General features: G+C 64.9%; 23 protein-coding genes. 12 read left to right on the top strand and 11 right to left on the bottom strand.

Annotated elements, in window-relative coordinates:
* From rsmA to JWM94_RS12985, 4 genes are all read right to left on the bottom strand, one after another.
* Nucleotides 1-772, bottom strand: a 772-nt coding sequence (rsmA, locus tag JWM94_RS12970) for a 16S rRNA (adenine(1518)-N(6)/adenine(1519)-N(6))-dimethyltransferase RsmA (protein ID WP_299427651.1), incomplete at its 3' end; no start/stop codon positions are given.
* The gene (gene pdxA, locus JWM94_RS12975) at nucleotides 769-1,776 is read right to left on the bottom strand and encodes a 4-hydroxythreonine-4-phosphate dehydrogenase PdxA (protein ID WP_299427654.1); all 1,008 of its coding nucleotides are present in this window, start codon (nucleotides 1,774-1,776) and stop codon (nucleotides 769-771) included. The genes rsmA and pdxA, both read right to left, overlap by 4 nt.
* Before the next feature lie 13 nt (nucleotides 1,777-1,789).
* The gene (locus JWM94_RS12980; RefSeq protein ID WP_299427657.1) at nucleotides 1,790-3,148 is read right to left on the bottom strand and encodes a peptidylprolyl isomerase; all 1,359 of its coding nucleotides are present in this window, start codon (nucleotides 3,146-3,148) and stop codon (nucleotides 1,790-1,792) included.
* Between the two features lie 76 nt (nucleotides 3,149-3,224).
* Nucleotides 3,225-5,429 carry an LPS assembly protein LptD gene (locus JWM94_RS12985; protein WP_299427711.1) on the bottom strand — a complete coding sequence of 735 codons (2,205 nt, stop codon included), beginning with the start codon at nucleotides 5,427-5,429 and terminating at the stop codon, nucleotides 3,225-3,227.
* Nucleotides 5,430-5,634: 205 nt separating this feature from the next.
* Here JWM94_RS12985 and JWM94_RS12990 point away from each other — a divergent pair, with 205 nt between their 5' ends.
* From JWM94_RS12990 to ndk, 3 genes are all read left to right on the top strand, one after another.
* Nucleotides 5,635-7,092 (top strand): leucyl aminopeptidase, encoded by a 1,458-nt coding sequence (locus JWM94_RS12990; protein WP_299427659.1) that lies wholly within the window; start codon nucleotides 5,635-5,637, stop codon nucleotides 7,090-7,092.
* Nucleotides 7,093-7,105: 13 nt separating this feature from the next.
* Nucleotides 7,106-7,543: a DNA polymerase III subunit chi gene (locus tag JWM94_RS12995; protein WP_299427662.1), complete on the top strand. Its 438-nt coding sequence runs from the start codon at nucleotides 7,106-7,108 to the stop codon at nucleotides 7,541-7,543.
* Nucleotides 7,544-7,620: 77 nt separating this feature from the next.
* Nucleotides 7,621-8,043 (top strand): nucleoside-diphosphate kinase, encoded by a 423-nt coding sequence (gene ndk, locus JWM94_RS13000; RefSeq protein WP_299427665.1) that lies wholly within the window; start codon nucleotides 7,621-7,623, stop codon nucleotides 8,041-8,043.
* A gap of 21 nt (nucleotides 8,044-8,064) precedes the next feature.
* Here the strand turns inward: ndk and JWM94_RS13005 are convergent, their stop codons facing one another.
* From JWM94_RS13005 to purM, 4 genes are read right to left on the bottom strand one after another with little or no spacing between them, the layout of a single operon-like run.
* Nucleotides 8,065-8,691, bottom strand: a complete 627-nt coding sequence (locus JWM94_RS13005; protein ID WP_299427667.1) for a hypothetical protein — start codon at nucleotides 8,689-8,691, stop codon at nucleotides 8,065-8,067.
* Nucleotides 8,688-9,065: an MmcQ/YjbR family DNA-binding protein gene (locus tag JWM94_RS13010; RefSeq protein ID WP_299427670.1), complete on the bottom strand. Its 378-nt coding sequence runs from the start codon at nucleotides 9,063-9,065 to the stop codon at nucleotides 8,688-8,690. The genes JWM94_RS13005 and JWM94_RS13010 overlap by 4 nt, the downstream gene beginning before the upstream one ends.
* A complete protein-coding gene (purN, locus tag JWM94_RS13015; protein WP_299427673.1) occupies nucleotides 9,062-9,619 on the bottom strand; it encodes a phosphoribosylglycinamide formyltransferase in 558 nt (185 codons plus the stop codon). Before purN ends, JWM94_RS13010 begins: the two co-directional genes overlap by 4 nt.
* Entirely contained in the window at nucleotides 9,612-10,718 is a 1,107-nt protein-coding gene (purM, locus tag JWM94_RS13020; RefSeq protein ID WP_299427676.1) for a phosphoribosylformylglycinamidine cyclo-ligase, read from the bottom strand. Before purM ends, purN begins: the two co-directional genes overlap by 8 nt.
* A 63-nt stretch (nucleotides 10,719-10,781) precedes the next feature.
* Between purM and JWM94_RS13025 the strand changes: the two genes are divergently transcribed.
* Genes JWM94_RS13025 through JWM94_RS13040 form a run of 4 tightly spaced genes read left to right on the top strand, consistent with a single transcriptional unit; the run spans nucleotide 10,782 to nucleotide 16,315 of the window.
* Entirely contained in the window at nucleotides 10,782-12,017 is a 1,236-nt protein-coding gene (locus JWM94_RS13025; protein ID WP_299427678.1) for a heavy-metal-associated domain-containing protein, read from the top strand.
* Complete coding sequence (locus JWM94_RS13030; RefSeq protein ID WP_299427681.1) at nucleotides 12,014-12,637, top strand: chromosomal replication initiator DnaA; 624 nt, start codon at nucleotides 12,014-12,016, stop codon at nucleotides 12,635-12,637. Before JWM94_RS13025 ends, JWM94_RS13030 begins: the two co-directional genes overlap by 4 nt.
* Complete coding sequence (locus JWM94_RS13035; RefSeq protein WP_299427684.1) at nucleotides 12,634-14,811, top strand: RNA degradosome polyphosphate kinase; 2,178 nt, start codon at nucleotides 12,634-12,636, stop codon at nucleotides 14,809-14,811. The genes JWM94_RS13030 and JWM94_RS13035 overlap by 4 nt, the downstream gene beginning before the upstream one ends.
* A 7-nt stretch (nucleotides 14,812-14,818) precedes the next feature.
* Nucleotides 14,819-16,315, top strand: a complete 1,497-nt coding sequence (locus JWM94_RS13040) for a Ppx/GppA family phosphatase (protein WP_299427687.1) — start codon at nucleotides 14,819-14,821, stop codon at nucleotides 16,313-16,315.
* A 2-nt stretch (nucleotides 16,316-16,317) separates the two neighbouring features.
* On the opposite strand, the gene JWM94_RS13045 is transcribed toward JWM94_RS13040, so the two are convergent.
* The gene (locus tag JWM94_RS13045) at nucleotides 16,318-16,599 is read right to left on the bottom strand and encodes an I78 family peptidase inhibitor (RefSeq protein ID WP_299427690.1); all 282 of its coding nucleotides are present in this window, start codon (nucleotides 16,597-16,599) and stop codon (nucleotides 16,318-16,320) included.
* On the bottom strand, nucleotides 16,596-17,771 hold the full coding sequence (gene rnd / locus JWM94_RS13050) for a ribonuclease D (RefSeq protein WP_299427693.1): 1,176 nt from the start codon (nucleotides 17,769-17,771) through the stop codon (nucleotides 16,596-16,598). The genes JWM94_RS13045 and rnd overlap by 4 nt, the downstream gene beginning before the upstream one ends.
* Nucleotides 17,772-17,874: 103 nt before the next feature.
* Between rnd and aspS the strand changes: the two genes are divergently transcribed.
* Genes aspS through JWM94_RS13070 form a run of 4 tightly spaced genes read left to right on the top strand, consistent with a single transcriptional unit; the run spans nucleotide 17,875 to nucleotide 21,823 of the window.
* Complete coding sequence (gene aspS, locus JWM94_RS13055; RefSeq protein ID WP_299427696.1) at nucleotides 17,875-19,707, top strand: aspartate--tRNA ligase; 1,833 nt, start codon at nucleotides 17,875-17,877, stop codon at nucleotides 19,705-19,707.
* A 40-nt stretch (nucleotides 19,708-19,747) separates the two neighbouring features.
* Nucleotides 19,748-20,152, top strand: coding sequence for a hypothetical protein (locus JWM94_RS13060; RefSeq protein WP_299427699.1), 405 nt, complete (start codon nucleotides 19,748-19,750; stop codon nucleotides 20,150-20,152).
* Nucleotides 20,153-20,199: 47 nt separating this feature from the next.
* Nucleotides 20,200-20,466, top strand: coding sequence for a DUF6356 family protein (locus JWM94_RS13065; protein ID WP_299427702.1), 267 nt, complete (start codon nucleotides 20,200-20,202; stop codon nucleotides 20,464-20,466).
* Nucleotides 20,467-20,470: 4 nt separating this feature from the next.
* Nucleotides 20,471-21,823, top strand: a complete 1,353-nt coding sequence (locus JWM94_RS13070; RefSeq protein ID WP_299427705.1) for an FAD/NAD(P)-binding protein — start codon at nucleotides 20,471-20,473, stop codon at nucleotides 21,821-21,823.
* Here the strand turns inward: JWM94_RS13070 and JWM94_RS13075 are convergent.
* Nucleotides 21,820-22,449: a carbonic anhydrase gene (locus JWM94_RS13075; RefSeq protein WP_299427708.1), complete on the bottom strand. Its 630-nt coding sequence runs from the start codon at nucleotides 22,447-22,449 to the stop codon at nucleotides 21,820-21,822. The two genes, JWM94_RS13070 and JWM94_RS13075, sit on opposite strands and share 4 nt — an antisense overlap.
* 65 nt (nucleotides 22,450-22,514) lie before the next feature.
* Here JWM94_RS13075 and JWM94_RS13080 point away from each other — a divergent pair.
* A partial coding sequence (locus JWM94_RS13080) for a lipoyl synthase (protein ID WP_299427714.1) occupies nucleotides 22,515-23,163 on the top strand: 649 nt, incomplete at its 3' end.

Genomic DNA, 23,163 nt, shown 5'->3' on the forward strand with positions numbered 1-23,163 from the left:
GCTTGACCCTGATGTTCCAGCGCGAAGTCGCCGACCGCATCGTCGCCGCGCCGGGCATGCTTTTGAGGCTCTGCCGCACCATCTTGCGCCGCTGACCGAACGCCGCCGCGGTGATGCGCTCGAGCACCGTGAAACTCACGCCTACCGGCGGCCCCATCGGCACGATGTGCACCACCGCCGACATCACCTTGGGCGGCGGCGTGAAGGCCGAGCGGTGGACGGTCATCGCAATCCGTGCCGTCGATCGCCACTGCGCCAGCACCGACAGCCGGCCATAGGCATCGCTGCCCGGCGCGGCGACGATGCGGTCGGCGACTTCGCGCTGGAACATCAGGGTCAAGCTTTGCCACCAGGGCTGCCACTCTGCCGACAGCCAGCGCACCAACAGGGCGGTGCCGACATTGTAGGGCAGGTTGGCGACGATATGCGGGCGATCGCCGAATAGGGCAGGGGCGTCGATTTCGAGCGCGTCGCCTTCGATCACCTCCAGCTTGCCGGGATACGCCGCGGCAAGTTCGGCGAGCGGCGGGATACAGCGGCGGTCGCGCTCGATCGCGACGACCTTCGCCCCCGCGCTCAGCAGCGCACGCGTCAGCCCGCCTGGTCCCGGACCAACCTCCAGTACCTCGGCGTCCGCCAGATCACCCGGAACCGCCGCGATCCGGGCCAGTAATTGGCCATCGAACAGGAAATTCTGTCCCAGCGCCTTCGAGGCCGAGAGGCCGTGCCGTGCGATGACCTCACGCAGTGGCGGCAGGTCGGGAACAGTCACGCCGTCGCGAGCGCGTCGATACGCCTACGCGCGGCGTCCGCAGCGAGGCGGATCGCGGCGATCATGGCGCCCGGCTCGGCGCGATCCTGACCGGCGATCCCGAATGCGGTGCCGTGATCGGGCGAGGTGCGCACGATCGGCAAGCCCAGGGTGATGTTCACACCCTCGTCGAAATGCAGCGTCTTGAGCGGCACTAACGCCTGGTCGTGATAGCAGCAGATCGCGACGTCATACAGCGCGCGCGCCCGGCCGTGGAACATCGTGTCGGCTGCGAGCGGCCCGGTAGCATCGATCCCTTCGGCTCGTAACGCCTGGACCGCGGGCAAGATGATGTCGATCTCCTCGCGCCCGATCGCTCCCTGTTCGCCGGCGTGCGGATTGAGCCCGGCGAAGGCGAGGCGGGGGTTGGCAATACCGAAATCGCGGATCAGCGCGCGCGCCGTGACTCGCGCCTTGGCGATCAGCAATTCGGGGCTCAGCAGTCCGGGTACCTTGCGAAGGGGGACATGCGTTGTGGCCGGCACCACGCGCAACGTCGGGCCGGCCAGCATCATCACCGTCGCGCTCGCGGCAACACCTACACGCTCGGCGACGAATTCGGTCTGGCCAGGATGAGTGAAGCCGACCTGATACATTTGCGCCTTGGAAACCGGCCCGGTTACGAGCGCAGCGGCAGCGCCCGCGCTGGTCAACCCGGTCGCCAGTTCGAGCGCATGGAGCGCGCAGCGTGCGCCCGCCAGATCGGGATGGCCTGGATTGATGTCGCCGGCACAAGCGACCGTCAGCACCGGCAGCGCACTGCCGAACACGGATGCGGCTTCATCGGGCGCCGCGATCCGCTCGATCGGCCCGTCCCAGACTCGCTCGATCGCGCTTCCGTCGCCGACGGCGAAGAACGGCGCCAGTCTTTCCTCGACGCGGCGCGCCCAGGCCTTCGCGACAATCTCCGGCCCGATCCCCGCCGGATCGCCCATCGCGACCGCCAGCGGGGAAAGGATCGTCATGTCATCTCCCCGATCAGCGATATTCGATGATCGCGTCGCGCCGCAGATCGCGCAGGATCTTGGCCGCGCGCAGGTTCACCCGCTGCTGCTCAACTTGATTCTGCACTTGGCCGGCGCTTGGCAAATTGCCACCTTGCGCTTCGTCACGACCGCACAGCACGAGCGCACTGACGCCTTCGGCCGGTGACCCGAACGGGGGCGTCGCCTGGCCGATCTGCATGTTCACGAGCATGTCCTGCAACGCCGTCGGCAGATCGCGAATCGTCAGCTGATCGTTATCGACCACCTCGGCGCCGATGTCCGCCGCCGCCTTCGCGACGCTGCCGCAGCCGTTGATACTTTTCACTGTCGTCGCGAATTCGGCGGCGCGAACCTGCGCCTGTGCCTGAGTAGTACCGGCCGGGAAGGCGATCTTGATCTGCTTCAGGCTTAGTTTGGCGCTACGCGGATCGGCCTCGAGCACCTTGCGCTTGTCGACCATGTATAGAATCGAAAAGCCGTTCGAATTCTCGATCGGCCCGGCGAGCTGGCCGACCTGCATTTCATTTGCCGCGGTCGCCAGTTCGGTCGGCAGTGCAGCGCCGCGGACCCACCCGAGTTCGCCCCCGGACGGTGCGGTCGTCGTTTCCGACAATGTCCTGGCGTAATATTCGAAGGGCGCCTTGCCGGCTTTCATGTCCTCCATTGCCTGCCGCATCGCCGCCATCACGGCGGGGACGCGATCGGGCGTGGGTGCCGACATGTAGATTTCGCGAAGGTGGAATTCAGGCGTACCCTTGGAGGCGTTCATTGCCGCCAGTATCTTCTGAACCTCGTCGTCGCTGACATTAACGCTCGGCTCGACCCGACGCCGCAGGTACCGCTGCCACGCGAGTTCGCCCTCGATCTGCTTGCGCACCGACCGCGACGATGAGCCGACCGACCGCAGGAACGGCCCGAATTCCGCCGGCGTCTTCTGGAAATTCTCCGCGACCTTGGCGTAGGCCTGGTCGAGTTCCTCCGGCTTGACCGTGATGTCCTCGGTCTTGGCTTGCTGGATCTGCAACGCTTCGTCGATCAGCCCGCGCAGCACCGTCAGGCGCAACTGCTGCTCTTCTTCGGGCTTCAGCTTGAACTGGTTGGCTAGAATGATCAGCGCCATCCGCTGATCGACGTCGGTGCCGGTGATGACGGTACCGTTGACGATCGCGGTCGGCTTGCGGACGTTGGGGTCGACCTTGCCGAAGATCTGCAAATTCTCCGGGATGTTCAGCCCGGTCTGGGGCACGCTCGAATCCGGCACTGTCTGAGCAAGCGTAACGCTGGCGACGGTGAGCAGGGCGGTTCCGGCAAGAGCACGAAGCGTACGCGACGACGTGGAAATAATTGTCACCTAATCAAAACCCCATGAACATGCGGGCGCACCCGAAAATCCCCGTGCGCTTGCCCAATGTCGGATGAACCCCTGCTTAGCGGCCCAAATTCTTGAACGCCAGCGTCAACAGGAAGCTGTTGCCGCGCCGCGCGTCGCCGGTGGTCTGGTAGTCGCGCCGCCAGGTCAGGCCGAGACGCAGGCAATCGTCCTCATATTCGACGCCGAGCCGATGCCGGACCGGATCGAACCCGTCGGCCAGCGATGTCGGATCCTCGGCGCGGTCGGTCAGATCGACCGTCGCCGACCCGAAGATCGACCAGAAGCGTGCGAAGCCGACCCGTCCGCCAACGCGCGCTTCTTCGCGATCGCGCAAATCCTCGAGCGTCGGCGCGATATTGCGGTTCAACCGAAGATAGCCGACCAGGATATAGGTTCGCTTGGTGCCCACCGTCGCATCGATCTCATTGCGGCGGATCGCGAAATTGTCTTTGTCGAGCCTATAGCGGTGAACGAACGATACGAAATCGCGCACGCGCACTTCGGTCCGCCCGACGATATCGGACCAGCGATCGGTCAGCCCGGTGCCGTCGGGGAAAATCGTTGGCTTGCTCGACAGGCGATAGCTCTCGCCAATCGTTGCGCTGATCGCGACGCCGGGCAAATCGAGCGCATAATCGAACCCCATCGTGAACCGCGTCGAATCTTCCCAGCGGTCGTATCCCGGGAAGCGATTGAGCGCGAACAGGTTCGAATCTTCCAGGTCGACCGCGCGCGCATCCTCGTTGGGCACCGACAGGTTGCCGGCAGGCGGGGAGGCGACGATCTGGAAACGCGGGGTCAGCCGCTGCATCCCACCCATGAACGGCCCGACCAACGGCCATTTTATGTCGAGCGCCAGCGCCGCGATGGCGCGGGTGTGGATCCCGCTTTGCCCGCGGTAACTTGCCACCGTGGTGGCGAGCACATCACTGGCGTTGTAGACATCGCCGCGCGCAAACGCGGTCAGCGTCACTTCCTGACCCCATGGCGTAATCCGTCGCAAATCCCACCGCGCGCTGGCAAAGGCGCGCTGCGTGTCTTGACCCGCCGTCCGCGTGATCCCCAGCGTGTTGAACTGCAAAGCGACTCGCCCGCCCAGCACATCGTCGATGCGGTGGCGGAAATCGATTTCCGGCAGCGCGACCGGCTGCAGCCCCTGGCGATCGCCGAGCCTCAGCGTCTGCACCGCCCAGCCGGTGATCCCGAAATAGGTGTTGGGATCGATCCGCTCGATGCTGACCGTCGAGCGAAGCCGATCGTCGCCGGAGATGTCGTAGCGCCGCAGGAAGGTGCGGTCGGTGGTCAGCCGCAGCGAGCCGGTGACCGACCAGTTCGGGTCGAGCTGGAACCGCGCGATCGCGTCGATATAGCCGCGGAATGCGCTGGTCGTACTGGTCGGGGTAGTCGACAGGAAATCGCTTTTCGGCGACACGGTCGCATAGCCGGTTATCTTGTACGCGCCCTTGCTGTTGAGCGCGTCGTACTGCACCTGCGCCATCGGCGCGACGCTGGTGAAGACGTGCGGCGTGACCGTCAGCCCGCGATTGGGCGCGAGGCTGAAGTAATAGGGCGCCGCGACCTCGAACCCGTTGGTCCGGGTGTAGCGGAGTTCTGGGCTCAGGATGCCGCTGTCGGCGCCGTCGCCGACCGGGTTGGACAGTTTGGGCAACGGAATGGTGGCAAAGCCGAACAGGTTGAAGCGCGCGCCGGTGTAATAGATGCGCTTGCGGTCGGGGCGATAGACAACCTTGACCGCGGTAATTTTCCACGATGGGTTCTTCGGGCAACCGTTTGAAGCGGTGACGGCGCATGGCGTGTAGGCGGCCATCCTTAGCGTGACGGTGCCGTTCGCGTCGCGCACCCCTTTCACCGCCGCCAGCCGTCCTCCCTGTTCGAGCACGACCAGCATGTTGTCGACGACGCCGTCCTTGAGGGAATCGGTCAGGTCGATCCGGTCGCCATAAGCGACGTCGCCCTGCGGGTTAGTAACAGCGATATTACCGGTTGCGACGACCTTCCCTGTCTTGCGGTTCCACACGACCTGGTCGGCGCGCAGTTTGTCGCCCTGGCGGTACATGCGGACGTCACCGGTCGCGGTGACGGTATCGCTGTCCTGGTCGTACTCTAGTGTGCCGGACGAGAACTGAACCTGGTCGGGGTCGGTCGGCAGCGGCGTTTCTACCGGTGGCGGAGGTGTCGCCTGGCGATCCTTCAAGTCCTGCGCGGTAGCCGGACTGGCGACGGCGAGCGCGAAGAGCATCGCCGAGCCGGCCAGGAAAACGGAACGCGTGAAGATCACCAAACACCCTTTTCGCGTGGCGATGACCCTGGTCGGGCTGCACCACAATCTGCGTATCGCATCGCCGCCGTCCATCCGCAATCGGCGCTTTGCCAGTGCGCCAATAGCGGCCTAGAGGAACGCGTCCACTATGCATTAAGCGCTAATTGATTGAGGTTTGCCTTCCATGAAGATCGAGTTCGCCGCCCTCTCGTCGACCACCGACGCGCTGGTCATTCCCGTTGCCAAGGGCGCGCTCGATGCGGCGATCGGCGGGCATGATGGCAAGGCGACGCTCGCCGCCGCCGCTGCTGCCGCCAAATTCGAAGGCGAAGCCGGCGGCATCGTCGAAGCATTCGTCGCGAGCGGCGATAGCGTGCAGCGCACATTGCTTGTCGGCGTCGGCGACAATGGCGAAGGCGATTGGGAGAAAGCCGGCGGCGCGGTCACCGCGCGCTTGCTGACCAACGCGAAGAGCGCCGCGGTCGATCTGTCCGGTGCCGCACCGTCCCCCGCTGCTGCGGCGCGCTTTGCCGCGGCGATCGCGCAACGCGGGTGGCGAATCGACACCTACCGCACCAAATTGCCCGAAAAGCAGAAGCCGCAACTCGCTGCCGTGTCCATCGCCGGTGCGCCGGACGGCACCGACACCGCTTGGGCAGCGCAAGATGCCGTGACCGGTGGCCTCGAGCTCACCCGCACGCTCGTCGCCGAGCCACCCAACGTGATCTACCCCGAGACCTTCGTCGCGCGCGTGTTCGCCGATATCGAGGGCCTCGGCCTCGAAGCTACGGTGCTCGGCGAGGAAGAAATGAGCGATCTCGGCATGGGCTCGTTACTTGGGGTTAGCCAGGGTTCGGCGCGAGATGCGCGGTTGTTGGCGCTCAAGTGGAGTGGCGCGGGGGAGGGCGATCCCACGCTAGCCTTCGTCGGCAAGGGCGTGACGTTCGATACCGGCGGCATCAGTTTAAAGCCCGGCGCGGGCATGGAGGACATGAAGTGGGACATGGGCGGCGCGGGTGCGGTGGTCGGCGCGATGAAGGCGCTCGCGACACGCAAGGCCAAGGCCAACGTGATCGGCGTGTGCGGACTGGTTGAGAACATGCCCGACGGCAATGCGATCCGCCCGGGCGACATCCTGACCAGCATGTCAGGGCAAACGATCGAAGTGCTCAACACCGATGCCGAAGGGCGGCTGGTGCTGTGCGACTGCATCACCTGGGTGCAGAAAATACATCACCCCAAGACGATCGTCGATCTGGCGACGCTGACCGGCGCGATGATCATCGCGCTCGGTAACGAACATGGTGGACTGTTCGCCAATGACGATGGCCTCGCCGACCAGTTGCTCGCGGCGGGCAAGGCGTCGGGCGACTTGCTGTGGCGCTTTCCGATTTCCGACGCGTACAACAAGCTGATCGACAGCCCGATCGCCGACATGAAGAATGTCGGGCCGCGGGGTGCCGGGTCGATCACCGCGGCGCAGTTTATCGGCCGGTTTATCGATGCGGGCGTGAAATGGGCGCATCTCGACATCGCGGGTATGGTTTGGGCCGACAAGCCAGGCGCCACGTACGAAAAGGGCGCGACCGGGTTCGGCGTGCGGTTGCTCGACCGCTTCGTCGCCGACAATTTCGAGAAATAATGCCAGGAAAACGATGCAAGTCGATTTCTACCATCTGACCGTCACCCCGCTCGAACGTGCCTTGCCGCAGATTGCGGAGAAGGTCGTTCGAAGCGGGGGGCGGTTGCTGATCGTCAGCGACAATCAGGCGCAGCGCGGCGCGATCGACCGGTTGCTGTGGAATTATTCGCCCGAAAGCTTCCTGCCGCATGCGCAGACCGGCGATGACGATGCGGCCCAGCCGGTGCTGATCGCCGCCGAAAGCGCTTCAACCAATCAGGCGGCGAACATTGCGCTGATCGACGGCCAGTGGCGCGACGAAGCACTCGGCTTCGACCGTGCGTTCCACTTCTTCGACGCCGAGCGCATCGCCGAAGCGCGCGCTGCCTGGAAAGCGCTTGCCGACCACGACGGTATCGAGCGACGCTACTGGAAGCAGAACGACGCCGGCAAATGGGAGCAGGCGGCCTAGGGTTGCACCTGTCGCCGCACGCGATTAGAGCGCGCGCAGTCTTCCACATCCCCCAAAATAAGGAGCGAGCGACCGCCATGGCCGCCAACCGCACGTTTTCGATCATCAAGCCCGATGCCACCCGCCGCAACATCACCGGCGCCGTCACCAAGATGCTGGAGGAAGCGGGGCTGCGCGTCGTCGCGTCGAAGCGCATCCACATGACCCGCGACCAGGCCGAGGGCTTTTACGCGGTGCATAAGGAACGCCCGTTCTTCGGTGAGCTGGTCGAATTCATGACCTCGGGTCCGGTGATCGTCCAGGTTCTCGAAGGCGAGAACGCGATGCAGCGCAACCGCGACATCATGGGCGCGACCAACCCGGCGAACGCCGAGCCCGGCACGATCCGTAAGGAACTGGCCGAATCGATCGAGGCGAATACCGTGCATGGATCGGACTCGGACGAAAATGCGGCGATCGAGATCGCCTATTTCTTCCAGCCCGAAGAAATCGTCGGCTGATTTCGGCGCTGGCTGGCGGGCTCAGCCCGCCGGCTGGCTTGCCTTCCACAGTGCATCGATCCGTGCCTGCGAGCCGCCGCGTTCGTGAAGGCGCATGCCGACGATATGCAGGTCGCGACCGAGCGGCGGTATCCGGCCGTTCGTGCGCCACACGATATCGAACACGCCCGTCGTGGTCAGCGGCGTGTCGCCGTTCATATAATTGACCGTCAGCAACACGGGCAGCTTGCCGTTCTGGCTGTCCGCGCCGCCATCGGTCGCCTTGAGCAGCGCCTTTTCGTACCAGCCGATCGGGATCGTTTGCGTCGCATTGGTCTCGGCGTCGATGCCAAGGTCACTGGGAAAGGTGACGCTGATGTCGCCCAGCATGTGGCGCTCGTCAGCGGCGATGACGATATCCTTGCCGCGCAGCGACGATCGCACCGCGTAGCGCGCCTTGTCTTGTGCCTCGATGCTCTTTTCGGCTTGTTTGTCCGCCTCATCCGCCTTGCGGTCGTGCCAGGTCATCCATAGGCTAACCGCCGCGATGATCAGCCCCACGACCGCGACGAATTCGCCAAGGTTGATCCAGCGGCGGCGAGTCGCGGCGGCTTCGGCCTTGGCGACGGCCTCGGTCGCGGCGGCCTGGATTTCGGTATCGTCGCTCATCGCCCGCCTGCTTCGAGCAAGCGACGCGGCGCGACCATTTCCCAGCTGATCGCGATGCGGTCCTCGATCCGGTCCCAATCGGTCGCATCGCCGTTCAATTCCATCCCGATCCAGCCAGATGGCCCGAGATAGGGCGGAACATGGTAGAAATGGGAATCCATCTCGACCAGCATCGCCTGCTCCTCACGCCCCGAAGTTTTGACCATCACCGCAGTGTGGCCGTCATTGTGATGGTTGTGCCAGACATAGGCGTAGACCTTGCCCTTCTCGATGAAGAAAGCGGGCGAGCCGTGCGAGAGTTTCTCGGCGGCCTCCGGATAGGCCATGCAGATCGCGCGGACGCGGGCGAGGTCGGTGTCGTAATCGGGGCTCATCGCGCGGCGAATTCTGCCAGAACGCGCGGATAAAGGCGATGCTCTTCGACCAGCACGCGCGCGGCGAGGCTTTCGGCATCGTCGTCGGGTAGGATCGGCACGCGCGCCTGACCCAGAACCGCGCCTGCATCGAGCTCTCCGGTGACGATATGGACCGAGCAGCCCGCCTCGGTATCGCCCGCGTCGATCGCGCGCTGGTGGGTATCCAGGCCTTTATAGGCCGGAAGCAGGGAAGGGTGGATATTGACGATCCGCCCGCGCCAATCGGCGACGAATTCGTTCGAGAGCAGGCGCATGTACCCGGCGAGCGCGACGATTTCCACGCCCGCTGTGCGCAATGCCGCAGTCAGCGCGGCTTCGTAGGCGGGCTTGCCGATCCCTTTTGGAGAGAGCGCGAAGATCGGGATGCCGTGCTCAAGCGCCCAGCTCAAGCCGGGGGCATCGGGCTTGTCGGAGGCGACAACAGCGACTTCGTAGGCATCGCCCGCCTGATCGACGAGCGACATCATGTTCGACCCGCGGCCGGAGATCAGGATGCCGATTTTTTTAGGCATTGTGCGTGGCGGACCAATCGGCGCGTGCGCTCCAGGTTTCGGTCGAGCCATGAACGGTGCAACCGCGCACTCCCGCGACGATTTCGCCAATCCTGAACGCGCTTTCGCCAGCCGCTTCGAGCGCGCCGATCACGCCGTCGGCGTGATCCGCCGCGACAACCACTGCCATCCCGACTCCACAATTGAACGTCCGCGCCATTTCTTCGGGCTCGATCGCGCCCTGCGCTTGGAGGAACGCCATCAGGCGCGGCTGCTCCCAGCTATCGGCCGCAATCCACGCATGTGCGCCGTCCGGCAGTACGCGCGGAATGTTTTCGAGCAACCCGCCGCCGGTTATGTGCGCCAATCCTTTGATCTGACCCGCGGCAATCAGCGGCAACAGGCTTTTCACGTAAATCCGCGTAGGCGCCATCAGCGCGTCGATCAGCAATACGTCGCTGTCGAACAACGCCGGGCGATCGAGCTTCCAGCCCTTGTCCGCTGCCAGCCGCCGCACCAGCGAATAGCCGTTCGAATGTACCCCCGACGAACCTAGGCCTAGAATAAGGTCACCCACCGTAATGTCTTTGCCGGTCAGAACCCGGTCGCGCTCGACCGCGCCGACGCAGAACCCGGCCAGGTCATAATCGCCCGCGACGTACATCCCCGGCATTTCCGCCGTCTCGCCACCGATCAGCGCACAACCGGCGATCCGGCATCCTTCCGCGATTCCCGCGACGACACGAGTCGCGATGTCGTTGTCGAGCTTCCCGGTCGCGTAATAATCGAGAAAAAACAGCGGCTCGGCACCCTGCACGATCAGATCGTTGACGCACATCGCGACCAGATCGATCCCGACCCCGTCGTGCCGACCGCTATCGATCGCCAGCTTCAGCTTCGTCCCGACCCCGTCATTCGCCGCGACCAGCAGAGGATCCTTGAACCCCGCGGCCTTCAAGTCGAAGAACCCGCCGAACCCGCCGAGATCGGCGTCCGCGCCGGGGCGCCGCGTTGCCCTGGCGAGCGGCCCGATCGCACGAACCAGCGCGTTGCCGGCGGCGATTGACACCCCGGCATCGGCATAAGTGTAGGGACTATTGCGGCGTTGGTCCTCGCTCATGCACGCCGCCTAGCGATATCGCGCTTGGATTTCCACGGCTCCTTCGCCAAAAGGGCGCCCGACATGCGCGGCGCCCCGACATTCCATGCTTTTACCATTGCCGTGGCGCTGGCGTTCGCCGGTGCCGCCGGCATGGTGGCCGCGCAATCGACCGATACGATCGACACCAACGAGCCGATCGACACTTCGGGCAGCTACCAAATCGACGGCGTCCAGGTCGACGTCAGCGGTCCCAATGCCGACGCCGCTAGACACGCAGGATGGCGGGTTGCCCAGCGCAAGGGCTATCAGATGCTGGCGAAGAAGATGGGCGCCGGCGGCGGCGTACCGTCCGACGCCGTACTCGATTCGATGGTCACCGGTATCGTCATCGAGAATGAGCAGATCGGCCCCAACCGTTACATCGCCAAGCTCGGTGTGCTGTTTAGCCGCGGCAAGATCGGTGGGATGCTGGGATTGGCCGGGCAGGATGCGCGGTCCTCACCGATGCTGCTGATTCCGATTCAATGGTCGGGCGGCGCGGCGGTCGGGTTCGAACAGAAGACCGCTTGGGCCGACGCCTGGGGCCGGTTCCGCACCGGCGACAGCAGCGTCGACTATGTCCGGCCGATCGGCACCGGCCCCGATTCGCTGTTGCTGAACGAGGGCCAGATCGGTCGCCGCGATCGGGGCTGGTGGCGCAGCGTGCTCGACCAATATGCCGCATCGGATATTCTGGCCCCGGTGGTGTCGCTTTCGCGGCAATGGCCCGGCGGCCCGGTGATCGGCATGTTCGAGGCGCGGCACGGTGCCGATAATGAGTTGATCGCACGCTTCACGCTGCGCGTCGAAAGCGAGGACGGCCTGACCGCGTTGCTCGACGCCGGGGTCAAGCGGCTCGACACGATCTATCAGAACGCGCTTCGCGACGGTGCGCTCGTCAGCGACCCCAGCCTGGCCTATATCCCGCCGCCGATGGCAACCCCGACGCCGACTTCGACGCCGACCGATACGCCCTCCGACGTGACGACGACGACGACGATCGAGACCCCGCCGTCCTCTACGAGCGCGATCACCATTCAGTTCGACACGCCGACCGCCGGATCGGTCTCATCGATCGAATCGGCGGTGCGCGGTGTGCCCGGGGTTAGTGGCGCGGCAACCACCAGCATGGCGATCGGCGGCGTGTCGGTGATGCGGCTCAACTATAACGGCGATCCCGATTTGTTGCGCACATCGCTCCAATCGCGTGGGTTCCAGGTCGGGCGCAACGGCACCACGCTGAGGATTCGCCGCGCGGAGGCGACTCCGGGCGAATGAGCCAGCTCGGCCTGCCGTTGGCGTGGCCGCCCGGCCCAGGCGACGATGAATTCCTGGTCACGGCGTCGAACCATCACGCTTTCCATCTGCTCGAACGCTGGGCGACTTGGCCGGTGATGACCGCGTTGCTGGTCGGCCCGCGCAAGTCGGGTCGCAGCCTGCTTGCGCGCGTGTTCGCCAGCCGCAGCGGCGGGACATTCATCGACGACGCCGATCGGAGACCCGAAAAGGATCTGTTTCACGCCTGGAACGCAGCACAAGCCGATCATCGCCCGCAACTGTTTATCGCGGAGGCGGCACCGCCCGATTGGCGCGTGACGTTGCCCGATCTGCGCTCGCGGCTCGCCGCGAGTTCAGTCGCGCGAATCGGCGCGCCCGACGACGCGCTGATGCGGTCACTGCTCGAACGACAGTTCCTGCGCCGCCATCTCGACGCGCGGCCTGACCTGATCGACTGGCTGATCGCCCGGTTGGAGCGCAATTTCGTCGCGGTCGAACGGGCGGTCGATGTGCTCGATCAGGACGTGCTGGAACATCGCAAGCGCTTGTCGATCCCGCGCGCACGGTCCACATTGGCGGCGGCGGGAATCATCGCCCTGCCAGCGAACGAGGACCCATGACTCGCCCCGCCCATATCGCGCGTCTCGCCGACGATGACGACGACGATCCGTTCGAAGCGAGCGAGGGCGGCGAGCGCTATTTCAACCGCGAGCTGAGCTGGTTGGCGTTCAACCGCCGTGTTTTGGAGGAAGCGTGCAACGCGGCGCATCCGTTGCTCGAACGGCTGCGGTTCCTGTCGATCTCCGGCTCCAACCTCGATGAATTCTTCATGGTCCGCGTCGCCGGACTGATGGGCCAGCAGAAACAGGAGGTCGAGCGGCGGTCGGCGGACGGGCTCACAACGCGTGAGCAACTCGGCAAGATCATCGCAATGGCCGATGCGTTGGTCGAGGATCAGCGCAGCGTGTGGCGCGACCTGCGCCGGGATCTTGCCGCCACTGGTGTCCAGGTGCTCGGATCGCGCCAGATCGACGAGGCAGTGACGCCGGACGACGCGGCGTGGCTCGAAACGCACTTCCGCGATCAGATCTTCCCGATCCTGACGCCGCAGGCGCTCGACCCCGCGCACCCGTTCCCGTTCATGCCGAACAAGGGCTTGGCGGTGATCTTTGACCTAGTCCGCGCGTCGGACGGAGAGGAAGTGCGCGAACTGGTGATGCTGCCGGCGCCGATGGCACGCTTCGTTCGTTTGCCCGGCGAACCGGCGCGCTACGTCGCGGTCGAATCGCTGGTAAAACGATTTTCGTCGATCATTTTCCCCGGTTACGCTGTCGCGGGCGCCGCCGAATTCCGCGTGTTGCGCGACAGCGATATCGAGATCGAGGAGGATGCCGAGGATCTGGTCCGCTACTTCGCCAACGCGATCAAGCGGCGGCGGCGGGGCAGGGTAATCCGGCTGGAGCTCGAATCGGGCATGCCCGAAGCGCTCGGCGCGGTACTGCGCGACGAACTGGCGGGTGGCGATGCGTTCGTGACCGAAAGTGGCGCATTCCTGGGCCTCGACAACCTTGAAGCGATCATCGACGAAAATCGTCCCGATCTGAAATTCGTGTCCTTCGCGCCGCGCTTCCCCGAACGCATCCGCGAATTCGGCGGCGATTGCTTCGCCGCGATCAAGGCCAAGGACATCGTCGTCCACCACCCGTACGAAACGTTCGAGGTGGTGATCGAATTCCTCAAGCAGGCCGCCGCCGATCCCGATGTCGTGGCGATCAAACAGACGCTGTACCGCGCGGGCAAGCAATCGGCGGTGATCAACGCGCTGATCGCCGCCGCCGAATCGGGCAAGTCGGTGACCGCCGTGGTCGAATTGAAGGCGCGGTTCGACGAGGAGCAGAATCTGCTCTGGGCCTCCGCGCTCGAACGTGCCGGCGTGCAGGTGGTGTACGGCTTCTTCGACTGGAAAACCCACGCCAAGGTGTCGATGGTGGTCCGGCGCGAGGGCGGCGAATACAAAACCTACTGTCACTTCGGCACCGGCAATTACCACCCGGTTACCGCCAGGATTTATACCGACCTCAGCTTCTTCACCGCCGATCCCGACCTTGGCCGCGATGCCGCGCAGATTTTCAATTATGTCACCGGCTATGTCGAACCGACGCTCAAATACGTGGGCATTTCTCCCCGCGACATGCGCAAGCGGCTGACCGCGCTGATCGACGCCGAAACCGCCAACGCCAAGGACGGCAAGCCGGCGGCGATCTGGGCAAAGATGAATTCGGTGGTCGATCCGGCGATCATCGAGAAGCTCTATGAGGCATCCAACGCGGGGGTCGAGATCGACCTGATCATCCGCGGCATATGCTGCCTGCGCCCCGGCGTCCCCGGCATGTCGGAGAATATCCGAGTCAAGTCGATCGTCGGCCGCTTCCTCGAACACAGCCGCATCTGGTGCTTCGGCAACGGCAGGGTGTTGCCCAACGACGGTGCGCACATCTTCATTTCGTCCGCCGACTGGATGCCGCGCAATTTCGACCGGCGCGTCGAATATATGCTTCCGATCCTCAATCCGACCGTCCACGATCAGATCCTCGATCAGGTAATGGTCGCCAATTTGATCGACACCGAGCAGAGCTGGGCGCTCAACGCCGACGGCAGCTATTCGCGGCTCGATCCCGGCGAGCGGCCGTTCAACCTCCACCGCTATTTCATGACCAACCCGTCGCTGTCGGGACGTGGCGCGGCTCTGGAGGGTGGGGCGGTACCCAAACTATCGCTGGCGCGGCGGCGTTAGCGTTTCGATGGCGAAACCCCTGTTCCGCACGGTCCGCGCCGGCGACGCGGGCGTGACGCCGCGCACCGCGATCATCGATATCGGCTCGAACTCGATCCGCTTGGTGGTCTATCAGGGACCGTCGCGACTGCCCGCGACCTTGTTCAATGAGAAGGTCATGGCGGGGCTGGGCAAGGGGTTGGCCGGCGAGGGCAAGCTATCACAAGGCGCAATCGCATTGGCGATCGAAACGCTCGAACGCTTCGCCGCCGTTGCCCGCGAGATGGAGGTGACGTCGCTGCGGACCGTCGCGACCGCCGCAGTGCGCGATGCCGCCAATGGCCATGTGCTGATCGACGCCGCTGCTCGCATCGGCTTGCCCGTCGAATTGCTGACGGGCGAGCAGGAGGCGATGGCGGCGGGGATGGGGGTTTTGTCGGCTATTCCCGATGCCGACGGTATCGTCGGCGATCTCGGCGGCGGCAGCCTGGAACTGGTCCGCGTCAAGAACGGCAAGGTGCGCGACCGCGCCTCGTTTCCCCTGGGCGTGATGCGCGTCGCGGCGCTGCGCGAGAAAGGGAAGGGGGCGATCGATCGCCGGGTCGCCAAATTGCTTGGGCAGGCCGGTTGGGCGGGCAAAGGGAAAGGACTGCCGCTCTATCTCGTCGGCGGGTCGTGGCGGAGCCTCGCGCGGCTCGACATGGAGGTGAAACGCTATCCGCTACCGGTCATTCAACAATATGCGATGTCGCCGGCGGACATCACCCGATTGGTGCGCACGGTCAGCCATGTCGGCAAGGGGACGCTGAAGGCGATCCCCGGCATTTCGTCGCAGCGCGCGCCGATGCTCAACGACGCAGCGGCACTGCTGGCGGCATTGTTGCGGCACTTGCGGAGCGACCGCACCATCGTATCGAGCTTCGGCCTTCGTGAAGGGCTGCTGTACGAAGCGCTCGACGCCGAGACACGCGCGCAAGATCCGCTCATCGTCGCGGCTCGTGCGGAAGGGCAGCGGCTAGGGCGATTTGCCGAACATGGCGACTTGCTCGACGCGTGGATCGCGCCGCTGTTCGAGGATTCGCCGGTGATGGCGCGGCTGCGCCACACCGCGTGCCTGCTCGCCGATGTCGGCTGGCACGCCAATCCGGAGTTCCGCGCCGAACGCGGGGTCGAGATCGCGCTCCACGGCAATTGGGTCGCGATCGACGCGCGCGGCCGGGCGATCGTCGCGCAGGCATTGTGGACGTCGCTCGGCGGCGGATCGGGTGCGCCGGCCGATCTCGCTCGGTTGGCATCGGCCGCCGACCTCAAGCGCGCGGTGCAATGGGGGCTGGCGATGCGGCTGGGTCAGCGCCTGTCCGGCGGCGTCGCAGGACCACTCGAACGATCGAAGCTGGGCGAGGACGGCGCCGCGCTGACGCTTCACCTCGCGGGCAACGATGTCGCGCTCTACGGCGAAGCGGTGCAGAAACGCCATGCCGCTTTGTCTACGGCGTGCGAACGCGAGCCCGTGCTGACGAGCTAGAATTAGCCGCAGTTGAACGAAAGGATGCGGCCATCCGCGTCGATGTGGACGTTCAGCCGATCTTCAAGGAAATCCATTGTCACCATCTGCCCTGGGCGGATCACGCGCAGCGTCCGCGCACCCGTGACATGCATCAGTCGCTTGCCGAGCGCGGCGCTGTAAATGCGTCCTACCTTCTCGGTCACGATGCGGTCGACACACTTACCGGGAGGCATCGGCATATCAGCCAATGGCGGGTTGCACGCACCGAGCAGTATCGGCGTCAACAGGATCGCGCGTTTCACGCGGCATCCTCCGTCCGGGTCATGCGCAATTTGCCGTTGATCACCGCGAACGCCAAACGGCCCTCGACCAAGTCGAGCGCGTCGCGCCCGAACTGATCAAAGCGCCAGCCTTCGAGGATCGTCAGGCCCTCGCGATGCCCTGCGGCGAGCAACTCCAGTTCTTCCGACCGCGCCAGCAACCGCGACGCGACGTCGATATCGCGCGAGCGAATCTTGAGCAGCAACTTGAGCAGGTCGGCGACCAACGAGCCTTCCTTGCCCAACCCCGGCTTGCGATCGTCGCGCGGCGGCATCTCTTCCGCGCTCATCGGCTGCGCGTCCTCGACCGCGGCCATCAGCCGCGCACCGATGTCGTTGCCCGCCCAAGTCGCCGACAATCCCCGCACGCGCGCCAGGTCGGACTGTTTCTTGGGCGGATGGCTGGCGAGGTCGGCCAGCGTCTCGTCCTTGATGATGCGGCCACGCGGAAGGTTCTTGCCCCGCGCCTCGATCTCCCGCCATCGCGCCAGCGCCTTCAACCGCCCGAGGACATCGGGCTTGCGTCCCGCGATCCGCACGCGTTTCCATGCGAGTTCGGGGTCGTTGGCGTAATTGGCCGGATCGGCGATCCGCTCCATTTCCTGGTCGAGCCACGCGCCGCGCCCGGTGGTCTTGAGCTTCTCCAGCATCTTGGGGAATATCTTCGCCAGATGCGTCACGTCGCCGATCGCGTAATCGACTTGCCGCGTCTCAAGCGGCCGCCGCGCCCAGTCGGTGAACCGCGCGCCCTTGTCGACCTGGATACCGAGCCAAGAGTCGACCAAATTCGAATAACCGATCTGCTCGCCTTGCCCCAACGCCATCGCTGCAATCTGCGTGTCGAACAGCGGATGCGGAGTCTTGGCGGTGAGGTTGTAGATGATCTCGATGTCCTGCCCACCCGCATGGAAGACCTTCAATACTTCCTCGTTGTTCACAAGGAGCTCGAGTAACGGCTGCATATCGATCCCCGGCAGCATCGGGTCGATTGCCGCGGCTTCATGCTCGTCCGCGATCTGGATCAGGCAAAGCTCCGGCCAAAACGTGCTTTCGCGCATGAATTCGGTGTCGACGCAGATGAACGGCGATTGCGACAAGCGGGAGCAGAGATTGGCGAGGGCGGCGTTGTCCTCGATCAGGCCATGGATATGCATCGCAGCCCCATAGCGAGGTGCGCGCGGTTGACAAAGTGCGCTGTGAAGGGAAAGCGCATCGGCTTTCCGGCGCCATGCCGTTTCCTGACACCGAGTAGATAAAATGCACGCCTATCGTACGCACACTTGCGCCGCCTTGACCGCCGCCGAGGTAGGGCAGGATGTCCGCCTGTCGGGCTGGGTCCACCGCAAGCGCGACCATGGCGGCGTGCTGTTCGTCGATCTGCGCGACCATTACGGAATCACACAGGTGGTGGCCGACAGCGACAGCCCGGCGCTGCCGATCCTGGAGTCGCTGCGCGTCGAATCGGTCGTGACGATCGATGGCAGCGTCAAAGCGCGCGCCGCAGGCACTGCCAACCCAAACCTCGCGACCGGCGAGATCGAAGTGTTCGCGCGCGCGGTAACGGTTCAGAGCCACGCACAGGAACTGCCGATGCCGGTCGCGGGCGAGGCCGATTATCCCGAGGATATCCGCCTGCGCTACCGCTTCCTCGATCTGCGACGCGAGCGGCTCCACAACAACATCGTGCTGCGTTCGAACGTCATTTCGTCGCTACGTCAGCGCATGATCGGGCAGGGCTTCACCGAATTCCAGACCCCGATCCTGACCGCGAGCTCGCCCGAGGGCGCACGCGACTATCTCGTCCCCAGCCGTGTCCACCCGGGCAAGTTCTACGCACTCCCGCAGGCACCGCAGATGTTCAAGCAACTGCTGATGGTCGCCGGGTTCGACCGCTATTTCCAGATCGCCCCGTGCTTTCGCGACGAGGACGCCCGCGCCGACCGTTCGCCGGGCGAATTCTACCAGCTCGATTTCGAGATGAGCTATGTCACACAGGACGACGTGTTCGCCGCGATCGAGCCGGTGCTCCATGGCGTGTTCGAGGAATTCGCCGACTGGCAGGGCAAGGGACGTACCGTGTCGCCGCTGCCGTTCAAGCGCATCCCCTACAAGGAATCGATGCTCAAATACGGCAGCGACAAGCCCGACCTGCGCAACCCGATCCTGATCACCGACGTTAGCGAGCAGTTCAAGGGTTCGGGCTTCGGCCGCTTCGCCTCGATGGTCGAAGACGGCGATGTCGTCCGTGCGCTGCCCGCACCGAACACCGCCGAGAAAAGCCGCAAATTCTTCGACGACATGAATAGCTGGGCGCAGAGCGAAGGCTTCCCCGGCCTCGGCTATGCGACTCAGAAGGACGGCGTGTTCGGTGGCCCGATCGCGAACAACCACGGCCAGGACGGTATGAAGGCGATCGCCGACGCGCTCGGCCTTGGCCCCAACGACGGCATCTTCTTCTCGGCGGGGAAAGAAGCTCAGGCGGCCAAGCTCGCCGGCCTCGCGCGCACCCGCGTCGCCGAGCAGCTCGAGCTGATCGACGCCTCGCGCTTCGAATTCTGCTGGATCGTCGACTTCCCGATGTTCGAGTATGACGAGGACAACAAGAAGGTCGATTTCAGCCACAACCCCTTCAGCATGCCGCAAGGCGAGCTCGAGGCGCTGGAGACCAGGGACCCGCTCGATATCCTGGCGTACCAGTACGACATCGTGTGCAACGGCGTGGAGCTGTCGTCGGGCGCGATCCGCAACCACCGGCCGGAGATCATGTACAAGGCGTTCGAGATCGCCGGGTATAGCCAGGCCGATGTCGACACCAATTTCGCCGGCATGATCAACGCGTTCAAGTTCGGCGCGCCGCCGCACGGCGGGTCGGCCCCGGGCGTCGACCGCATCGTCATGCTGCTGGCCGACGAGCCCAACATCCGCGAGGTCATCGTCTTCCCGATGACGCAGAAGGCGGAGGATCTGATGATGGGCGCGCCCAATTTCGCGACGCCCCGGCAGCTCAAGGAACTCAACATCCGGCTGATCGATCAGCCCGGTTCGGCGAAGACCGGCGTCGCGGAGGCGGTCGCGCCAAGCGCTGGCTAATATCAACCGGCCGTTTACCGGCATTGGCTAGACCAGCAGCATGACGCTCGCTTCCTTCATCCGGCTTGGCCTCGTCAACGCCGTCATCTCGATCCTGCTGTTCGGGGCGGTGCTGATGGGGCTGATCGTACTGTTCGATCCACGCGCCAATCCACTGACCTGGCCGTTCCTCGCCACCACGATCCTGACCTTGGTCGGGCCGGGCATGATCGTGATCGACCTTGTCGCCGCGGCGATCGCGTCGATGGCGAAGAAGTCCGCTACGTCGGCGCATCTCGTCGCGCTGATCGTCGCGACATGCCTCGCGCTCGCTTACCTCGGCGCCGGGCGAGTGGCGATCATTCGTCCTGACATCGTCGGGCTGATCCGCTGTGCGTTCGTCGCGGCAATTGCGTTGCCATGGTTGGCCGGCGCCGGGATCGTCAAGGTCGCGCGTAAGACTTGACCCGCAAGCCGGTTCACATCGTACCGACGCTTCGCTAGAACGTTGGCATGATCGACCGCTACTTTCTCAGCCATCCCCGCAGCGTCGGGGAAAGCTACCCGCAACACGCCGCGACCGCCTTCAGCTTCGGCGCCCACATGCTCGCCGGCGGTGTTGCCGCGATGGTCCATGGCGTGTTTCCGTCGCTCTGCACTCGAACCGCGAGCAATACGGTCAAGACGCTCTATGGCCGGATGAAATCGCGCCAGCCCAACTTCGCCGAGCGCCCGCCCGCCTTTACCGAGCCCGACTGGCAACTCGAATACGAGATTTAAGGCCGTGATCCGCCATGTCGCCATCATCGGCGCGGGCTTTTCGGGCACGTTGCAGGCGATCAACCTGCTGCGCCACGATGGGCCCCGCGCGACGCTGATCGAACGCGCGCCGGAACCGGGCAAGGGCCTCGCCTACGGCGCGGCCTATCCCGACCATGTGCTCAACGTTCGCGCCGGCAATATGAGTGCTTTGCCCGACGATCCCGACCATTTCGTCCGCTGGCTGGCAGCGAACGGCAAGCAGGATGCCGGCGCCACCTTCGTGCAGCGCGTGACGTACGGCACTTATCTGCGCGAGCAGTTGAACGACGCGCTGGAGAAGTCGGGCGGCAGGCTGACGCTTGTTCAGGCGGATGTCGGCGATGTGCGGCAAGCGGGCGAGGGGGCTCGAGTCACGCTGACCGACGGGCGCACGATCGACGCGGATGCTGCGGTGCTTGCGGTCGGCAACCTCCCCCCGCACGATCCGCCCGGGTTCGGCGATACGCTGTCGAATGCGCGCTACAAGAGCGATCCGTGGGACCGGAGCGTACCGCAGGGGTTGAACGACGACGACTCGGTCTTGCTGATCGGCACCGGGCTGACGATGGTCGACATCGCATTGCTGCTCGAATCGAGCGGATTCAAGGGACGGATCGTTGCGCTGTCGCGCCGTGGGCTGCTGCCGCACCGCCACGACGCGCCCGGTCCGATGCATGCGAAGCTCGCCGAGCGGCCCGTCGCGACTCCGTCGGAGCTGGTCCGCTTGGTGCGCGATCGGGGAGCCGCAATCGGCTGGCGAGGTGCCGTGGATGAGTTGCGGCCGTACACGCAGGCGATGTGGGTCAACGCGACCGACGCCGAGCGCCAGCGCTTTCTACGCCATTTACGTCCGTGGTGGGATGTCCATCGCCACCGTCTCGCGCCGCAAGTCGCGGACCGGCTCGCAGCGATGCAGGCCAGCGGGCAGCTCGAGATCGTTGCCGGCAAGACCATCGCCGCAGCGGAGACGGCGGATGGCATCGTCGTCACCTGGCGCCGGCGAGGCAACGACTCGCCCGAAACCTTAACGACACAGCGGATCATCAACTGCACCGGGCCGCAAGGCGACCTCACCCGCACCACTGAGCCGTTGCTCGCCACGCTCCAGCAACGCGGCGTGGTGCGCGCTGACCCGGCAAAGCTCGGGCTCGATGTCGACGGCTGCGCGCGCACGATCGCGGCTGATGGCGAGCCCAACGAATGGCTCTACGCGCTTGGCCCGATGACGCGCGGGGCGTTCTGGGAAATCGTCGCGGTGCCCGACATTCGGCAGCAGACCTGGAACCTCGCACGCCGCCTGTCGAACGCGCAATGGGTTGGCGGCGAGGGGCTTTAGGCCGGCGCGAACTCGCCCGAATCGTCCATCACGTGGAGCACGCCGTCGGCGATAGCGAAATAGGCGCCGTGTAGCTTGAGCGTCCCCGCGGCCTCGCGTTCCGGGATGCACGGGAAGGTGCGCAGGTTACGCAACGACACGCGCACTGTTTCCAGCTCGAGCGCGTGCACCGCTTCCGGCCCGGTGCCGTATTGCGCGACGATCCGATCGCGCGCTTCATCGAGCATATCGACCCAATGGTCGATGAACCCTCCCGCGCCCGGCGGCGCGCCCTTGAACTGTTGCGACAGAGCCGCCGCGACCCCGCCGCACGATCCGTGGCCGAGCACCACGATCTCGCATACTTCCAACTGCGTCACAGCGAATTCGAGCGCGGCCGACACACCGTGTCGCCCGCCGCCGAGCTCAAAAGGCGGCACCAGATTGGCGATGTTGCGCACCGCAAAAATTTCGCCTGGTACCGTGTCGAATATTTGCGCCGGATCGACTCGGCTGTCCGAGCACGCGATCACCATGACGCGCGGGCTCTGCCCCTCGCTCAATTCCTCCCAGCGTTCGCGGTGGCGCCGGTACTCGCTGGTCCGAAAACGCTGATAGCCGTCGAGCAAGTCCACAAAGTCGGTCATGCCCCTGTCTCTGCCAAGGCCGGGAAGGGGTGGCAAGCGCCGCGCAGGATCGCTATCTGCGCGGCATGAACGAGATTTCGCCGCTCATCCGCGAACCCCGCCAGCGCAAGCCCGACTGGATCCGTGTCAAGGCACCCGGGGGCACCGCGTTCGCCGAGACCAAGGCGCTGATGCGCCGGCTCAACCTTGCGACGGTGTGCGAGGAGGCGGCGTGCCCCAATATCGGCGAGTGCTGGACCAAGAAGCACGCGACGGTGATGATCCTGGGCGACACCTGCACGCGCGCCTGCGCGTTCTGCAACGTCAAGACGGGAATGCCCCGCGCGGTCGATCCGCTGGAGCCCGAGCATGTCGCGGTGGCGGCGGCCGAACTGGGACTCGAACATATCGTCGTCACGTCGGTCGACCGCGACGACCTGCCCGATGGCGGTGCGTCGCAATTCGTGAAGGTGATCCAGGCGATCCGGCGTACGACGCCGGGCACGACGATCGAAATTCTCACACCCGATTTCAGGAACAAGGCGCAAGCCGCTGTGGAATCGATCGTCGAGGCCGGGCCGGACGTCTACAACCATAATCTGGAGACGGTGCCGCGGCTGTATCCGACGATCCGGCCGGGCGCGCGTTACTATGCGTCGCTGCGCTTGCTGGAGAGCGTGAAGCGGCATGATCCGTCGATCTTCACCAAATCGGGCGTGATGATGGGGCTGGGCG

This window comes from Sphingomonas bacterium (assembly GCF_028289855.1).
Lineage (GTDB): Bacteria > Pseudomonadota > Alphaproteobacteria > Sphingomonadales > Sphingomonadaceae > Sphingomonas.

Excerpts from the sequence above, each read along its gene's own strand:
- pdxA (WP_299427654.1), bottom strand. The coding sequence starts at position 1,776 with ATGACGATCCTTTCCCCGCTGGCGGTCGCGATGGGCGATCCGGCGGGG.
- JWM94_RS12985 (WP_299427711.1), bottom strand. The coding sequence starts at position 5,429 with ATGCTCTTCGCGCTCGCCGTCGCCAGTCCGGCTACCGCGCAGGACTTG.
- JWM94_RS12990 (WP_299427659.1), top strand. The coding sequence starts at position 5,635 with ATGAAGATCGAGTTCGCCGCCCTCTCGTCGACCACCGACGCGCTGGTC.
- JWM94_RS12995 (WP_299427662.1), top strand. The coding sequence starts at position 7,106 with ATGCAAGTCGATTTCTACCATCTGACCGTCACCCCGCTCGAACGTGCC.
- ndk (WP_299427665.1), top strand. The coding sequence starts at position 7,621 with ATGGCCGCCAACCGCACGTTTTCGATCATCAAGCCCGATGCCACCCGC.
- JWM94_RS13005 (WP_299427667.1), bottom strand. The coding sequence starts at position 8,691 with ATGAGCGACGATACCGAAATCCAGGCCGCCGCGACCGAGGCCGTCGCC.
- JWM94_RS13010 (WP_299427670.1), bottom strand. The coding sequence starts at position 9,065 with ATGAGCCCCGATTACGACACCGACCTCGCCCGCGTCCGCGCGATCTGC.
- purN (WP_299427673.1), bottom strand. The coding sequence starts at position 9,619 with ATGCCTAAAAAAATCGGCATCCTGATCTCCGGCCGCGGGTCGAACATG.
- purM (WP_299427676.1), bottom strand. The coding sequence starts at position 10,718 with ATGAGCGAGGACCAACGCCGCAATAGTCCCTACACTTATGCCGATGCC.
- JWM94_RS13025 (WP_299427678.1), top strand. The coding sequence starts at position 10,782 with ATGCGCGGCGCCCCGACATTCCATGCTTTTACCATTGCCGTGGCGCTG.
- JWM94_RS13030 (WP_299427681.1), top strand. The coding sequence starts at position 12,014 with ATGAGCCAGCTCGGCCTGCCGTTGGCGTGGCCGCCCGGCCCAGGCGAC.
- JWM94_RS13035 (WP_299427684.1), top strand. The coding sequence starts at position 12,634 with ATGACTCGCCCCGCCCATATCGCGCGTCTCGCCGACGATGACGACGAC.
- JWM94_RS13040 (WP_299427687.1), top strand. The coding sequence starts at position 14,819 with ATGGCGAAACCCCTGTTCCGCACGGTCCGCGCCGGCGACGCGGGCGTG.
- rnd (WP_299427693.1), bottom strand. The coding sequence starts at position 17,771 with ATGCATATCCATGGCCTGATCGAGGACAACGCCGCCCTCGCCAATCTC.
- aspS (WP_299427696.1), top strand. The coding sequence starts at position 17,875 with ATGCACGCCTATCGTACGCACACTTGCGCCGCCTTGACCGCCGCCGAG.
- JWM94_RS13060 (WP_299427699.1), top strand. The coding sequence starts at position 19,748 with ATGACGCTCGCTTCCTTCATCCGGCTTGGCCTCGTCAACGCCGTCATC.
- JWM94_RS13065 (WP_299427702.1), top strand. The coding sequence starts at position 20,200 with ATGATCGACCGCTACTTTCTCAGCCATCCCCGCAGCGTCGGGGAAAGC.
- JWM94_RS13075 (WP_299427708.1), bottom strand. The coding sequence starts at position 22,449 with ATGACCGACTTTGTGGACTTGCTCGACGGCTATCAGCGTTTTCGGACC.